The organism is Rhizobium metallidurans (assembly GCF_014196505.1).
GTDB classification, from domain to species: Bacteria; Pseudomonadota; Alphaproteobacteria; order Rhizobiales; family Rhizobiaceae; genus Rhizobium; species Rhizobium metallidurans.
Genome location: NZ_JACIDW010000030.1, coordinates 1 through 13,777 on the forward strand (window position 1 = coordinate 1; position 13,777 = coordinate 13,777).

Genomic DNA, 13,777 nt, shown 5'->3' on the forward strand with positions numbered 1-13,777 from the left:
TCGACACTCTGAAAAGACCGCACGAAAGCCCCACAACGGACCCAAGACAATTCTCGCTGCAATTGACCGGGAGTTAAACCGGACAATAGTGGGACGGGCCACTGCTGTCCGACTTAAGTCACTGGACAAGTTGCATGAGGCGGGCGTCTGACTGTCGCCTGCCTGCCTCTCAGCCGCCCGCCTTGTCCAGCAGCGCCATCGCCTCGTTGTTCAGCGAAAGCGTCGCCGATTTCGTCAGGCTGTCGAGTTGCGACAGGCTGGTGGCGCTGGCGATCGGGGCGGTGACGCCCTTCTTGCGCAGGAGCCAGGCGAGCGCGATCTCGGCCGGCTTGGCACCGGTCTCGGCGGCGACCGTGTCGAGCGCGGCGAGGATCTTCAGGCCCTTGTCGTCGAGATAGCCGGCCGCCTTGCCGCCGCGCGCCTTGCCTTCTGTGTCGGCCTTGCTGCGGTATTTGCCCGACAGGAAGCCGGCCGCCAGGCTGAAATAGGTGATGACGCCGATATCCTCTTTCACGCAGAGATCGGCGAGCGGTCCCTCGAAGGGGGCGCGGTCGTAGAGGTTGTACTCAGGCTGGATCACGTCATAGCGCGGCAGGCCGGCCTTCCCGGCGGTGTCGAAGGAGGATTGCAGCTGCGTGGCGTCGAGGTTGGAGCAGCCGATTGCGCGGATCTTGCCCTGCTGCTTCAGCTTGGCAAAGGCGCCGAGCGTTTCCTCATAGGGTGTCTCGGCGTCCGGCCAGTGCGAGAGGTAGAGGTCGATATAGTCGGTCCGCAGCCGCCGCAGCGAGGCCTCGGCCGCTTGCAGGATATACTGCTCCTTCAGGCCCTTCTTGCCCGGGCCCATCTCGGAGCCGACCTTGGTGATGATCACGGCCTTGTCGCGAGCGACCTTGTTCTGCTTCAGCCACTTGCCGATGATCTCCTCGCTATCGCCGCCCTTGTTGCCGGGCACCCAGGCCGAATAGACGTCGGCGGTATCGATGGTGTTGAAGCCGGCGTCGAAGAAGGCGTCGAGAATATCAAACGAGGTCTTCTCGTCAGCCGTCCAGCCGAACACATTGCCGCCGAACACGATCGGCGCGACCGAAAGGCCGGTTTTTCCAAGGCGACGCAATTCCATCAGATGCTCCTGAGATCTTCAATCCATTGAAATTCGGACCGCGGCAGGACGCCGCTGTCATCTAACCTAGTGCGCGATGGGACCGATGAAAACCAGCGCCGTGACCAGCGCCGTGAATTGTGATCGGGGCATTGCACCGCGGACCGGGCGTCTCTAAGCTCGCCTCAAAATTCAATGAGGGAGAGGAAATGACCATGCTGCGCTTCGGTATCATGTCGACCGCCAAGATCGGCCGCGAGCTTGTGGTTCCGGCCATCCAGGATGCGGAAAACTGCGTCGTCACGGCAATTGCCAGCCGTGATCTGGCGAGAGCGAGGGAGATGGCCGATCGCTTCTCGGTGCCGCATGCCTTCGGCTCCTACGAGGAGATGCTGGCCTCCGATCTGATCGACGCCGTCTATATCCCGCTGCCGACGGCCCAGCATGTCGAGTGGACGATCAAGGCGGCGGATGCCGGCAAGCATGTGCTCTGCGAAAAGCCGATCGCGCTGAAATCAGACGAGATCGACAGCGTGATCGCGGCGCGCGACCGCAACAAGGTGCTGGTGACGGAGGCCTATATGGTCACCTACGCGCCGGTCTGGCTGAAGGTGCGCCAGCTGATCCGCGACGGCGCCATCGGCAAGCTTGTGCATGTGCAGGGCGCGTTCACCTATTTCAACCGCGACCCCGGCAACATGCGCAACATTCCTGAACTCGGCGGCGGCGCGCTGCCCGATATCGGCGTCTATCCGACCATCACCACCCGCTTCGTCACCGGCGAGGAGCCGCGCCGCGTGCAGGCCGTCACCCGCCGCGATCCGGATTTCGGCACCGACATCTATTCCAGCGTCAAGGCGGATTTCGGCGGCTTCGAGCTCAGCTTCTACATCTCCACGCAGATGGCCAACCGCCAGGTCATGGTGTTCCACGGCACGGAAGGCTTCATCGAGGTCAAGTCTCCCTTCAACGCCGATCGCTGGGGCGCCGAAGAGATCGAGCTCAGCAACCGCAGCCACAACGAATCCACCACCTTCCGCTTCCCCGACAGCCGCCAGTACAAGCGCGAGGCCGAAGCCTTCGCGCGCGCCGCGAAGGGCGAGGAGCAGGAGGTCGTGTCGCTGGAGAGCTCCAGGCTCAGCCAGAAATTCATCGACGCCATCTATCGCGCCAGCGAGAAGGATGGCTGGGAGACGGTGTGATTACTTCTCGCGGAAGACGAAGCGCGAATAGCCGAAAAAGCTGAAGACAGTTGCCGCGGCGGTGGCGAACACCATCGCCGCCAGCGGCTGCAGGTCGGGCATGGAAAGAAGCAGCGCTGAGTAGAGCCCGTAGTTGACCAGTGCGGCCGTGATCCCGACCGAGCCGTAGCGAAACCCTTCGGCAGCCAGCGAATCTCCGGAGCGCTCGAATGTGAAGGTCCGATTGAAGACAAAGGTCGTCGCCATGGCAAGCGCGATGGCGATTAGACGGCCGATGAAGGGTCCGATCGGCGTTGTGTGCAACAGAAGCATGAGCACACCGGCGTCGACGATGAAGCCCATCCCGCCGGCGATGCCGAAGCGCAGCAGTTTCTTCACGCGGCACCTGCCTGAGAGGGCTGCCTGCGAATGTCGATCTCTTCGAGCTCGGAGGCAAAGCCGTTGCCCAGGAGGTGGGATGCATCGAGGCTCATATACTGCACGCGCATCTGCTCTGCGCGCGAGCGGGCGACCGAATCAAGGATCACGCCGGCGGTAAACATCATGAACGAGATCATCATCAGCGCCATCGACAGAACCCAGGTGGGCATGCGGTTGACGAGGCCGGTCTGGAAATACTCGGCCAGAACCGGCGTCATGAAGCCGAGGCTCGCCGCCATGAACAGGGCGCTCAGGATGCCGAAGAAGGCGAAGGGACGTGTTTCCTTCATCAGCATGGCGAACATCCAGAGGATCTTGGCGCCGTCCTTGAAGGTCGATAGCTTGGAGTGCGAGCCCTCGGGCCGGCGGCCATAGTCGAGCTCCAGCTCGCTCACCGGCAGCTTCAGCCGCGAGGCGTGAACGGACATCTCGGTCTCGATCTCGAAGCCGGCGGAGACCGCCGGGAAGCTTTTCACGAAACGCCGCGAGAACACCCGGTAGCCGGAGAAGATATCGGTGAAGTCGGGCCCGAAGATGGTGCGGTACAGGATGTTGAAGATGCGGTTGCCGAAGGCGTGGCCGTGGCGGCCGGCGTCGTCGTGCACGCCGCGGCGCGTGCCGACAACCATGTCGGCGCGTTCCGACAGCAGCGTGCGGATCAGCTCCTCGGCGTCCTCGGGCGAATAGGTGCCGTCGCCATCGGCCATGATGTAGATGTCGGCGTCGATATCGGCGAACATGCGGCGCACCACATGGCCCTTGCCCTGGCGCCGCTCGCGGACGACATGGGCGCCCGCCAGCATCGCGTGCAGCGCCGTGCCGTCGGTGGAGTTGTTGTCGTAGACATGAACAGCCGCATCCGGCAGCGCCGCCTTGAAGCCGCGCACGACAGCCCCGATCGTCGCCGCCTCGTTGTAGCAGGGAAGCAGCACGGCGACGCTCAGATTGTCGATACGCGATCCAGTCATGATCACACCCGTCAGGAGGAATTTGCGGCAAGTCTAAAGCAGGGCCGTTAACAAGTGCCTATGACGAGCGGGTGGCGTTGCTCAAGCGCCGGCCGCGAAACCTCAAGTTCCTTGATTTTACGCTTTCTTGATAGGCTGGCCGTAAAGTCTCGCCGCATGCAATGACGAGATATGCTTCATGGCGACCGTTGCCCCGATGACTGGCGAACCGACATCCATATCCCTGCGCGAAAGGCTGCAACGGCAGGCGACGCGCCTCTGGCCCTGCGTTTTCGTCTATGGCGCGCTGCTGGTGATCGCCATCCTGGCGATCCATCTTCCCAACGCCAAGGACTATGTCGGCGCCGACAACGACGACGCCATGCGGCTGGTCCAGGTTCGCGATTTCCTGAACGGGCAAAGCTGGTTCGACCTCATGCAGTACCGCATGGGTCTCGGCAACGGCACGCTGATGCACTGGTCGCGGCTGATAGACCTGCCGATCGCCACGCTGATCAAGCTCTTCGGATATGTCCTGCCGGCGCAGCGCGCCGAGGCCGCGGCGCTGTTCGTCTGGCCGCTCTCGATTCTCGTTCCCAGCCTATGGGGCATGGGCCTTGCCGGCCGGCGTGTCGGTGGCGTGTTCGGCATGCATATCGCGCTGGCTCTCACCGCCTTTCTGCTGGTCGCCAGCAATCGCTTCCTGCCGGGCTCGATCGATCATCACAACGTCCAGTTCGCCCTCGTGGCGATCATGACGGCCATGCTTCTCGACGAAAGGCACCGGCCTGTCAGCTACGCGATCGCAGGATTTTCGGCGGCGCTGGCGATTGCGATCGGGGCCGAGACCACGCCCTTCGTCGCCGGCGTCTGCCTCATCGTCTCGCTTGCATGGGCCTGGGACGGCAAGCCCTTCGCCTCGGCCGCCAAGGCCTTCGGCCTGACATTGGCGCTGTCGATCAGCCTGATGTTCTTCGGCACGGTGCCGCCGAGGCTCTATTCGACCGTGACCTGCGACAACCTTTCGCTCGGCTATTACAGCCTGGCGGCGATCGGCGGCGGCCTATTGCTGTTCGCCGCCGCGTTGGCGAGCGGCATGGGCCGCGTGATGCGTTTCGTCGTGCTTGGCGGCGTCGGCGCGACCGTGGCGGCATCGGCGCTGGTCATCGCGCCGCAGTGCCTGCGCAACCCGTTGTCCGATCTCGACCCGATGCTGATCGATCTCTGGCTCAACAATATCCAGGAGGCGCAGTCCTTCATCGCCTCCATGCGCCAGGCCCCCTATACGATCGGCTTCTTCTATGCGACCGGCCTGTTCGGCATCGCCGTCTGCATCTTCCGGCTCTTCCATGCCGATCGCGTGCGCATCCATCTCATCCTGCTGTGCCTGCTCGGCCTCAGCTGGGCCATCGCGGTCGTTCAGATCCGCGGCTCGACCTTCTCCAATCAGCTCGCCATCTTCCCTCTCGCGATGCTGATCATCGACATGCGCCGCGTCTCCAATGCCAACAGGCAAAACAGCGCCGCCGCGCTGGGCTATATCCTGACCGTGCTCCTCAGCGTCGCATCCGTCTGGGGTCTGGTCGGCGGCTTTATCAGCAGCCGGGTCGACAACAGCCAGGCCGAACTGGCCGCGGCGAAGGAGAAGCCCAGCTGCAACTCGGCCGAGGCGATCGCGCCGCTGGCCTACCTGCCGCCCGGCCTCGTCGCCGCGCCATCGGATATGGGCGTGTGGATCCTGCGCTTCACCCGCAACCGTATCCTGTCGGCCCCCTATCATCGCAATCAGGGCGGCATGCTGACGGAGCTGCATATCGGGCTGGCGACGCCGACGGAGGCGGAAGCCTTCATCCGCGGCGCCGGTGTCACCACCCTCGCCTTCTGCCGTGATTACCTACAGACCCGCGAGATCGCCAGGATGAAGCCGGATGGCCTCTACGCCCAGCTGGAAAAAGGCAACGTCCCGCCCTACCTGCTGGCTCTGCCAAGGCCAGAGGGCTCGCCGGTGCAGTTCTTCACCTATGTGCCGAGCGGATCGCGATGACGGGCGGAAGATGGCAGAATGCTTCAATCTGACCAGGAAAGGCTTTAGACGAGGCGCGCTCTCTTGCGGGCACGCCCGATCAGGTGCAGGCCGAGGAGGCAGGCGAGCAGGCTGATATTGTAGAAGACGATGGCGACCGCGAGATCGATGATGTCGGTCGGCCCGAGAAGCGCGGCGCAGATATAGCTTGCGCAGATGAGCAAGCCCACGAGAACCATGGAAAAGATATTGGGCATCGGAGCTGTCGCGATGCCAAGTGCCGTTGCGATCAGAGCAATCATCAGCGTCTCCCGAATCACCTCACTATACGTCCGCTGCTTTTGACGAACAATTAACGCTTCGGCAATATTCGCGGTTCCGAATATTTTGCGGTCACACAAGTCCGATGACACCGCTGGCCGTGGTGCCGGATGCGCGCACCCGCGCCACCCGCAACGGCAAAAGCGCGCCGTCGGCCACGCCCTGGAACGTCAGAACCGCGCCGGATGCCATCTCCACCGCAACGCTGCCGCCGAAGCCGACATAAAGCGCGCGCGTCGTTTCCGGCAGCGCCAGCGTGTCGTCGGGCGTGATGGCGAAGCCCGTGCTGGCCGGGCCGGTCAGCGAGGGGGTGTGGGAGGCAAAGCGATCGGACATGGGAAGCTCCTTGGTTGCTCGAGCAATCATGGCGCCCTCAGGCAAAACGGGGAAAATCGAAAGCCGCTTCGACGCGTGGTGTGGCCCTGTTCTCTCATCAAGCCATTGAACCGGAATGATTGTTTTCGCCGGGCGGAGCGATGGACATTGCCGAGGATAAGAAAACCCTCCCCGCGCACGGGGCTGCGCTCGCGCGGTTCTTCGGCTAGAACTGCGCCATGAGCAGCTTCTTCGACAATGATTCGCCGAGCAATCTCACCGAATATTCGGTGTCGGAACTGTCGGGTTCGATCAAGCGGACCGTCGAGACGGCCTTCGACCAGGTGCGCGTCCGTGGCGAGATCTCCGGCTATCGCGGTCCGCATTCGTCGGGACACGCCTATTTCTCGCTGAAGGACGACCGCGCCCGCATCGACGCGGTGGTCTGGAAGACGAGCTTTTCGCGGCTGAAGGTTCGCCCCGAAGAGGGGATGGAAGTGATCGCGACCGGCAAGATCACCACCTTTCCGGGCTCCTCCAAGTACCAGATCGTCATCGAGACGCTGGAGCCGGCCGGCGCCGGCGCGCTGATGGCGTTGATCGAGGAGCGCAAGCGCAAGCTCGGCGCCGAGGGTCTGTTCGATCCCGCCCGCAAGCGGCCGCTGCCCTTCATGCCCCGGGTGATCGGCGTCGTGACCTCGCCCACCGGCGCCGTCATCCGCGATATCCTCCACCGCATCTCCGATCGCTTTCCCGTGCATGTCGTCGTATGGCCGGTGAAGGTGCAGGGCGAGGGCTCGGGCGAGGAGGTGGCGAACGCCATTCGCGGCTTCAACGCCTTCGAGCCGCATGGACCGACACCGCGTCCTGATGTCCTGATCGTCGCGCGTGGTGGCGGCAGCCTGGAGGATCTGTGGAGCTTCAACGACGAGATCGTGGTGCGCGCAGCCGCCGAAAGCCGGATACCGCTGATCTCCGCCGTCGGCCACGAAACCGACTGGACGCTGATCGACTACGCCGCCGACGTTCGCGCCCCGACACCGACGGGGGCAGCCGAAATGGCCGTACCGGTCAAGGCGGAGCTTCAGGCGCAGCTCTCGGGTCTTTCGGCCAGGCTGCAGGGCAGCACGCTGCGGCAGATGGACCAGCGCCGGCAGCAGGTGCGGGCGCTGGTGCGGGCGCTGCCCTCGCTCGACCAGCTTCTGGCGCTGCCGCGCCGCCGCTTTGACGAGGCAGCATCCGGCCTCGGTCGCGGGCTCGAACTCAATACACTGAACAAGCGCCGCAGCTTCGAGCGCACGGCGGCGCATCTGCGCCCCGACATGCTGTCGAACCGGATCGCCGAGCGCCGCCAGATGCTTAACGAGCGCATGACGCGGGCCGAGCGCACCGTCGAGCGGCTGATCGATCGCTCGAAATCGCGCATCGGCCGCGCCGACGCAGCGCTCGCCTCGCTGCCATCACGGCTGAAGAGCCAGACATCGCGCATGCGCGACCGCCTCGCCAACCTGTCGCGCAGCGCCGACACGGCGGTGCGCCACCAGCTGGTGCGGGCGCGCGGCGAGCTCTCCGCGCAGGAGCGCATGCTGCAATCGCTCTCCTACAAGAACGTGCTGAAACGCGGCTATGCCGTCATTCGCGACGAGGACAACCGCCCGGTCTCCGAGGCGGCGATGTTGCCGGCGGGATCGGGCATCTCGATCGAGTTTTCCGATGGCCGCATCGGCGCGATCACCACCGAGGGCGGCGAACCGCCGGCCGGCGCCCGAAAGCGCGGCGCCAGATCGGCGGAGCCGAAAGCAACCGAGCCCAGGCCGGCCGCCTCCAAGACAGCCGACCCGACCGCGCCGCCGAAACAGGGCAGCCTGTTCTGACGCCATCGGCGTGACGCGTGGCATCGGGCGATCACCAAATAGTGGTGCGGCACGCGCATCCGGGCGTTTAAAAAATCGTGCAGGACGCCTATGTGGATTGAAAGGGCGGCGTTTTGCGCCGCTTTGATGATGCGACGTGGAGACAATGCGTTGAAAAGAATTTTGCCCGCTCTGCTTATGGTCGGCGCCGTTGCCGGCGCGCTTTCCGCTTTCTTGCCCGCCGCGCCCGTGATGGCCGGCCAGTCGAAGGTGTCGGAGTTCGTCTTCGGCAAGGCCTACAATGACGGCGTCACGGCCATCCGCATCACGTCGGCCTCGCAGCGCGACCAGCCGCTGCCGCTGTCGCTACGCCACCCCATGCCATCAGGCATTCGCGAGGCGCAGGCAACCGTCAGCGCCGACAAGCGCCTGATGCAGGCGATCGCCGATCGCGGCATCGCGCTGAAGAATGTCATCCAGGTGCAGCGGGCGCTGAACGGCGCCCACGTCATCTACTACAGGTAAATTCACGGCAGGCGGCGTCGCTCTATTCGAACGCCGCCAGAAACTTCCGAAGCAGCGCGTCGAGCGCCGCCTTCTCGTCGTCATCGAGCGTTTCGGTCAGCCGCTTTTGGTTGGCGACATGCGCGAAAACCGCCTCGTCGATGATGCCGAGCCCCTTGTCGGTCAGCGCGATCAGGACACTGCGCCGGTCATGCGGATTGATCACGCGCTCCACCAGCCCGGACTTCTCCAGCTGGTCGATGCGGTTGGTCATCGTGCCGGAACTCACCATCGTCATCTCGAGCAGGTCGCCCGGCGACATCCGGTAAGGCGCGCCGGAGCGGCGCAGCGTCGCCAGCACGTCGAAGGACGATGACGACAGGCCGTGGCTCTGCAGCACCTGTTCAACCTCGCGCCCGAGATGCGTCGCCAGCCGCTTCATGCGTCCGAGCAGTCCCATCGACCGGGTGTCGAGCTCCGGCCGCTCGCGGGCCCATTGCTGCAGTATCCTGTCGACGCGGTCCATCTGTTCACTCCTTGTTGAATGAGCTCTATCGCGATGTGTCTTGACGTCAAGATAAATCGGCATAAGATTGATTTATCTTGATATAGAGATACTTGATGTGAAGAAAAATACGACCTACGCCGCCGACGTGCTGGCAACCGCGCTCGCGCCCGCCATATGGGGCAGCACCTATGTCGTCACGACGTCCTATCTTCCGCAGGGCTACCCGCTGACGACAGCCATGCTGCGGGCACTGCCGGCGGGGCTTTTGCTGCTCATCGTGGTTCGCAGGCTGCCCGAGGGTATCTGGTGGTTTCGCGCTCTCGTGCTCGGCGCGCTGAACTTCTCGTTCTTCTGGACGATGCTCTTCGTTTCGGCCTACCGACTGCCCGGCGGCGTCGCCGCGACGGTCGGCGCCATCCAGCCGCTGATCGTGATCGTGCTCTCGCGCTTCGTGCTCGGCCGGCCGATCAAGGCGCTGGCGGTGTTGGCCGGCCTTGTCGGCATGGCGGGTGTGGGGCTGCTGGTGCTAACGCCGGGCGCGGCGCTTGATCCGACAGGCGTGATCGCCGGCCTTGCCGGCGCCGTCTCCATGGCCTTCGGCACGGTGCTCACGCGCCGCTGGACGCCTGCTGTCTCCAGCCTCACCTTCACCGCCTGGCAACTGACGGCGGGTGGGCTGCTGCTGGTGCCGGTGGCGCTGATCGCCGAGCCGGCACTGCCGCCGCCGACGCTTGAAAACCTGCTCGCCTTCCTGTGGCTCGGCCTGATCGGCGCCGCCTTCACCTACATGCTGTGGTTTCGCGGTCTCGCCCGCATCGAGCCTTCCGCCGCGTCCTCGCTGGGCTTCCTCAGCCCCGTCGTCGCCACGCTTCTCGGCTGGCTGACGCTTGGCCAGGTGCTGACGCCCGCCCAGCTTTGCGGTTTCGCAATGGTGCTGGCGAGCGTCTGGTTCAGTCAGCGGGTCTCGATGCCCGCCAGATTGGACAGGGTCAGCGTCGAGCCGGTTGCGGAGCCGGCCGTTACGCCCACTCGCCCTGCCGCATGACGGGAACCTTCGATCCGTCGGCCCTGATGCCGTCGATATCGACCTTGCCGGAGCCAATCATCCAGTCGATGTGGATCAGGCTGGAATTGCCGCCCTGCGCCTTGATCTGGTCCTGGCTGAGCTTGGCGCCATCGAGGAAGCACTTGGAATAGCACTGACCGAGCGCGATGTGGCACGACGCGTTTTCATCGAACAGCGTGTTGTAGAACAGGATGCCGCTGGCGGAAATCGGCGAGGAATGCGGCACCAGCGCCACTTCGCCGAGCCGGCGCGCGCCTTCGTCCGTATCGAGCACCTTGTTCAGCACCTCTTCGCCGCGCGACGCCTTCGCCTCGACGATCCGGCCGCCCTCGAACTTGACGCGGATATTATCGATCAGCGTGCCCTGGTGCGACAAAGGCTTGGTGCTCGACACGTAACCCTCGACGCGCAGCGCATGCGGCGTCGTGAACACTTCTTCGGTCGGGATGTTCGGGTTGCAGGTAATGCCGTTCTTGGCGGTCGAGGCGCCGCCGTGCCACTCGTGGCCATCGGCAAGCCCGACCGTCAGGTCCGTGCCCGGGCCGGTGAAATGCAGGGCGGCGAAACGCTCGCCGTTCAGCCAGCTCGAACGCTTCCTGAGGTTGGCGTTATGCTCCGCCCAGGCAGCGATGGGGTCCTCGACATCGACGCGCGAGGCGGCGAAAATCGCCTTGGCGAGCCTGGCGACCGCGATCGGCTCGGGATCATTGGGGAACACCAGCTTTGCCCAGGCCGGGTTCGGATAGGAGACGATGTTCCAGTTGATGTCGAAGTTGGAGATTTTCTCAAGCGCCGGCTTGTAGGCCGTCGACATCGCCCGGTTGGCGCGGCCGACCTTGGCGGGGTCCTGCTCGGAGAGCATCATCGGATTGTCACCGGCGACCGCGAGCCGCGCCGCCCCGTTCGCATAGGCCTTCGCCATGCCCTCGTAGAGCCAGCCAGACGCCCGGTCGAAGCTCGCGTCATTGGCATATTGATAGCGCGCCAGCGTCGATTCCTCGTCGGCATAAAAGGCGCTGACCAGGCCGGCACCGGCGATATAGGCATGCTTGGTGATCTGCCGCACCAGCGGCAGCGCCACGACAGGCGCGGTGATCACGAGATCCTGGCCGCTCTGCAGCTGCAGCCCGACCTTGACGGCGACTTCGGCGAGCTTGTCGAGCTTGATGGGGTCCACGGCGTTATCGCCCTGCGGCATGTAGTTCATGATCGATCACCTTCTGAAACGAACGGACAGGGCATCAGACTTAGACGCCTTTGCGGCGAAATTGAAGCTGGAAGACAATCAGGCGACGAGCGCCGCCGCCGTCGCCTTCAGCACGTCGAGCGCATCCTTCGGTGCCAGCCGCACCTGCAAGCCGCGCTGCCCGCCATTGATGTAGACGAGCGCTTCGCTCATCGCCGCTTCCTCGATTGCCGTCGGTACGAGCTTCTTCTGGCCAAACGGGCTGATGCCGCCGACATGATAGCCGGTCAGCCGCTCGGCATCCGCCGGCTTCATCATGTTCGCCGACTTGCCCTTGAAGGCGGCGGCGAGCTTTTTCATGCTGACCTCGCGGTCGGAGGGGACGACGACGCAGACTGCTTTGCCGTCCACCTCGGCCATCAGCGTCTTCAACACGCGGTGTGGCTCCTCGCCGATCGCTTCGGCCGCCTGCAGACCGATGCGCTCGGCGTTCGGATCGTACTCGTAGGTGTGGACGGTGAAGGCAATCTTCGCCTTCTCCAGAACCTGCGTCGCCCGCGTCGTCTTCGACATTTGGTCAGCCCTTGAAGAACCCGCCATAGACATCAGGCTTGAAGCCGATGAGAAGCTTGCCGTCGGCTTCGACAACCGGTCTCTTGATCATCGACGGCTGCTCCAGCATCAGCGCGATCGCCTTCTCGCGATCGAGATTCTCGCGGGCGTCGTCAGGCAGCTTGCGGAAGGTCGTGCCGGCGCGGTTGAGCACCGTCTCCCAGCCCGCTTCCTGTGTCCACTTCTCCAGATGCGCCCGGTCGATGCCCGACGCCTTGTAGTCGTGGAAATCATGGGCGACGTCGTGCTCTTCCAGCCAGGTGCGGGCCTTCTTCATCGTGTCGCAGTTCTTGATGCCATAGATGGTGACGGTCATTCGGTTCTTCCCAATCAGTTCTAAGGCGTTCAATTCTCAAGCGCGCCCGGCTTGCGCACGACCTTGCTGGCCGCCCCGCAGGCAATCTTCATCAGGTCGGCGCGGCGGCGCACCAGACGCGACGAGGTGCGGGTGACGATCAGACCCGCCTGCGGCGCGCGCACTTCGATCGCGCCATCGGCCATGCCCGGCCGGGTGAGGATGGTCGCGAGCAGCTCGCCTTCCTTGATCTCCTCGCCGATGTTGCGGTGGAAGAGCACGGTGCCGGCCTCAGGCGCGCGGATCATCTCGATATTGTCGAGCGGCACGGCAGGGCCGGTAAAGGGCGCAAGCGTAACCGGATGGGCGATGGCGCCGCGCGCGGCGAGGAAGTTGAACAGCCCCTCGGCATCTTTCTTGGCCATGTCAGGATAGACGTCGCGCATGCCGCGAAGCTCGACGGTGACCGAGAGCTTGCCGGGCAGTCGCGTCTTCTTCTCCGAAGTCTCGTGCTTCCAGGCATAGCCGATCGCCTCCTCGAAGGCGGAGCTTTCGCCATCCGACAGGAGCACCGCTTCCATGTCGAGTGCCGAGGCAAGATCGGCGGCTTCCGGCCAGAAGGCCTCGTCGATATAGGCATATTGCAGCGATTCATCGTCGCAATGCAGGTCGATCACCAGGTCCGCTTCGAGCGCCATGTGCATCAGCTGCCGCTTCAGCCGGTCGACGGCGTTGTAGCGGTCGAGCTCGGCCACCAGCCCATCGCGATCCTTCACCGAGATCAGCGGGAACTCGCGGTTGAAATTGGTGCGCGTGCCGAGATCGAACCGGCCCTGCAGCTCGCCGAAATGCGATTGCGCGGCGCCGATCGGGTTGGCATGCGGGATGATGGTGATGTCGCTTCGGATTTCGCCGGCGCTTTCCACCGCGCGCAGCTTTTCGCAAAGGAAATGCACCAGCGCCGTGCCCGGCAACTCGTTGGCATGCAGCGCCGCCTGGATATGGATCTTCGGCGCCTTCGGGTCGCTACCCTTGAAGCGCAGCACCGGCAGCCGCCACTCCATTCCCGCCGTATCGCCTGAAATGATGATCTCGGACCTATCCATTTTCGTCTCCGCTGCTGCTGTCATTGCTGCAGCAGCTTTAAGCGCGTTCCCACGCATGAGGCAAGCCGTCAGCCGTGCTCGCGTGATGGCCGACGTGGGCATGCTCCCTGGATGCTTCGACCGGTTATCCGCCCAACATCGGGAATGTCGGCGAAGCAGCGGCTTCAATGTCCGGCAGGATCGCGAAAAGCAGGTTGTCTTTGCCAAATCTTGACGATTGCCGGTGCATCCTGCGGTTTGCGAAATCGAAGGACGATTGCGTGTTCTGTTCGTGCACGACCAACCACCGGAGCATCCGCCCCGCCTCTGTCTATCCAGGC

15 protein-coding genes are annotated in these 13,777 nt (G+C 64.0%); 5 read left to right on the forward strand and 10 right to left on the reverse strand.

Annotated elements, in window-relative coordinates; genetic code table 11:
• Positions 1-169: 169 nt before the first annotated feature.
• Positions 170-1,120, reverse strand: coding sequence for an aldo/keto reductase (locus GGQ67_RS23275; protein ID WP_183902486.1), 951 nt, complete (start codon positions 1,118-1,120; stop codon positions 170-172).
• Positions 1,121-1,314: 194 nt separating this feature from the next.
• Between GGQ67_RS23275 and GGQ67_RS23280 the strand changes: the two genes are divergently transcribed.
• Positions 1,315-2,301 (forward strand): Gfo/Idh/MocA family protein, encoded by a 987-nt coding sequence (locus GGQ67_RS23280; protein WP_183902515.1) that lies wholly within the window; start codon positions 1,315-1,317, stop codon positions 2,299-2,301.
• On the opposite strand, the gene GGQ67_RS23285 is transcribed toward GGQ67_RS23280, so the two are convergent.
• The gene (locus tag GGQ67_RS23285; RefSeq protein ID WP_183902487.1) at positions 2,302-2,679 is read right to left on the reverse strand and encodes a GtrA family protein; all 378 of its coding nucleotides are present in this window, start codon (positions 2,677-2,679) and stop codon (positions 2,302-2,304) included.
• On the reverse strand, positions 2,676-3,689 hold the full coding sequence (locus GGQ67_RS23290; RefSeq protein ID WP_183902488.1) for a glycosyltransferase: 1,014 nt from the start codon (positions 3,687-3,689) through the stop codon (positions 2,676-2,678). Before GGQ67_RS23290 ends, GGQ67_RS23285 begins: the two co-directional genes overlap by 4 nt.
• Positions 3,690-3,867: 178 nt before the next feature.
• On the opposite strand from GGQ67_RS23290, the gene GGQ67_RS23295 reads away from it, so the two are divergent.
• Positions 3,868-5,712, forward strand: coding sequence for a hypothetical protein (locus tag GGQ67_RS23295; protein WP_183902489.1), 1,845 nt, complete (start codon positions 3,868-3,870; stop codon positions 5,710-5,712).
• A 44-nt stretch (positions 5,713-5,756) separates the two neighbouring features.
• Here GGQ67_RS23295 and GGQ67_RS23300 read toward each other — a convergent pair whose 3' ends face one another.
• Positions 5,757-5,993 (reverse strand): hypothetical protein, encoded by a 237-nt coding sequence (locus GGQ67_RS23300; protein ID WP_183902490.1) that lies wholly within the window; start codon positions 5,991-5,993, stop codon positions 5,757-5,759.
• A 91-nt stretch (positions 5,994-6,084) separates the two neighbouring features.
• Complete coding sequence (locus tag GGQ67_RS23305; protein WP_183902491.1) at positions 6,085-6,348, reverse strand: spike base protein, RCAP_Rcc01079 family; 264 nt, start codon at positions 6,346-6,348, stop codon at positions 6,085-6,087.
• Positions 6,349-6,566: 218 nt separating this feature from the next.
• Here GGQ67_RS23305 and xseA point away from each other — a divergent pair, with 218 nt between their 5' ends.
• Positions 6,567-8,201: an exodeoxyribonuclease VII large subunit gene (gene xseA / locus GGQ67_RS23310; RefSeq protein WP_183902492.1), complete on the forward strand. Its 1,635-nt coding sequence runs from the start codon at positions 6,567-6,569 to the stop codon at positions 8,199-8,201.
• Positions 8,202-8,351: 150 nt separating this feature from the next.
• On the forward strand, positions 8,352-8,705 hold the full coding sequence (locus GGQ67_RS23315; RefSeq protein WP_183902493.1) for a hypothetical protein: 354 nt from the start codon (positions 8,352-8,354) through the stop codon (positions 8,703-8,705).
• A 22-nt stretch (positions 8,706-8,727) separates the two neighbouring features.
• On the opposite strand, the gene GGQ67_RS23320 is transcribed toward GGQ67_RS23315, so the two are convergent.
• Positions 8,728-9,210 carry a MarR family winged helix-turn-helix transcriptional regulator gene (locus tag GGQ67_RS23320; protein WP_183902494.1) on the reverse strand — a complete coding sequence of 161 codons (483 nt, stop codon included), beginning with the start codon at positions 9,208-9,210 and terminating at the stop codon, positions 8,728-8,730.
• Positions 9,211-9,307: 97 nt separating this feature from the next.
• Here GGQ67_RS23320 and GGQ67_RS23325 point away from each other — a divergent pair, with 97 nt between their 5' ends.
• Positions 9,308-10,237 (forward strand): EamA family transporter, encoded by a 930-nt coding sequence (locus tag GGQ67_RS23325; RefSeq protein ID WP_183902495.1) that lies wholly within the window; start codon positions 9,308-9,310, stop codon positions 10,235-10,237.
• Here the strand turns inward: GGQ67_RS23325 and GGQ67_RS23330 are convergent.
• The 4 genes from GGQ67_RS23330 to GGQ67_RS23345 form a co-directional block, all read right to left on the reverse strand.
• Positions 10,212-11,465: an aminopeptidase gene (locus tag GGQ67_RS23330; RefSeq protein WP_183902496.1), complete on the reverse strand. Its 1,254-nt coding sequence runs from the start codon at positions 11,463-11,465 to the stop codon at positions 10,212-10,214. The two genes, GGQ67_RS23325 and GGQ67_RS23330, sit on opposite strands and share 26 nt — an antisense overlap.
• A gap of 78 nt (positions 11,466-11,543) precedes the next feature.
• Positions 11,544-12,017 carry a Cys-tRNA(Pro) deacylase gene (gene ybaK / locus GGQ67_RS23335; RefSeq protein ID WP_183902497.1) on the reverse strand — a complete coding sequence of 158 codons (474 nt, stop codon included), beginning with the start codon at positions 12,015-12,017 and terminating at the stop codon, positions 11,544-11,546.
• A gap of 4 nt (positions 12,018-12,021) precedes the next feature.
• A complete protein-coding gene (locus tag GGQ67_RS23340; RefSeq protein WP_183902498.1) occupies positions 12,022-12,372 on the reverse strand; it encodes an ArsC family reductase in 351 nt (116 codons plus the stop codon).
• A gap of 29 nt (positions 12,373-12,401) precedes the next feature.
• Positions 12,402-13,481, reverse strand: a complete 1,080-nt coding sequence (locus GGQ67_RS23345; RefSeq protein WP_343056551.1) for a M14 family zinc carboxypeptidase — start codon at positions 13,479-13,481, stop codon at positions 12,402-12,404.
• Positions 13,482-13,777: the final 296 nt, after the last annotated feature.

Coding starts and splice junctions, on each gene's coding strand:
- ybaK (WP_183902497.1), bottom strand. CDS start 12,017: ATGTCGAAGACGACGCGGGCGACGCAGGTTCTGGAGAAGGCGAAGATT.
- GGQ67_RS23290 (WP_183902488.1), bottom strand. CDS start 3,689: ATGACTGGATCGCGTATCGACAATCTGAGCGTCGCCGTGCTGCTTCCC.
- GGQ67_RS23305 (WP_183902491.1), bottom strand. CDS start 6,348: ATGTCCGATCGCTTTGCCTCCCACACCCCCTCGCTGACCGGCCCGGCC.
- GGQ67_RS23340 (WP_183902498.1), bottom strand. CDS start 12,372: ATGACCGTCACCATCTATGGCATCAAGAACTGCGACACGATGAAGAAG.
- xseA (WP_183902492.1), top strand. CDS start 6,567: ATGAGCAGCTTCTTCGACAATGATTCGCCGAGCAATCTCACCGAATAT.
- GGQ67_RS23275 (WP_183902486.1), bottom strand. CDS start 1,120: ATGGAATTGCGTCGCCTTGGAAAAACCGGCCTTTCGGTCGCGCCGATC.
- GGQ67_RS23280 (WP_183902515.1), top strand. CDS start 1,315: ATGCTGCGCTTCGGTATCATGTCGACCGCCAAGATCGGCCGCGAGCTT.
- GGQ67_RS23295 (WP_183902489.1), top strand. CDS start 3,868: ATGGCGACCGTTGCCCCGATGACTGGCGAACCGACATCCATATCCCTG.
- GGQ67_RS23300 (WP_183902490.1), bottom strand. CDS start 5,993: ATGATTGCTCTGATCGCAACGGCACTTGGCATCGCGACAGCTCCGATG.
- GGQ67_RS23330 (WP_183902496.1), bottom strand. CDS start 11,465: ATGAACTACATGCCGCAGGGCGATAACGCCGTGGACCCCATCAAGCTC.
- GGQ67_RS23320 (WP_183902494.1), bottom strand. CDS start 9,210: ATGGACCGCGTCGACAGGATACTGCAGCAATGGGCCCGCGAGCGGCCG.
- GGQ67_RS23345 (WP_343056551.1), bottom strand. CDS start 13,481: ATGACAGCAGCAGCGGAGACGAAAATGGATAGGTCCGAGATCATCATT.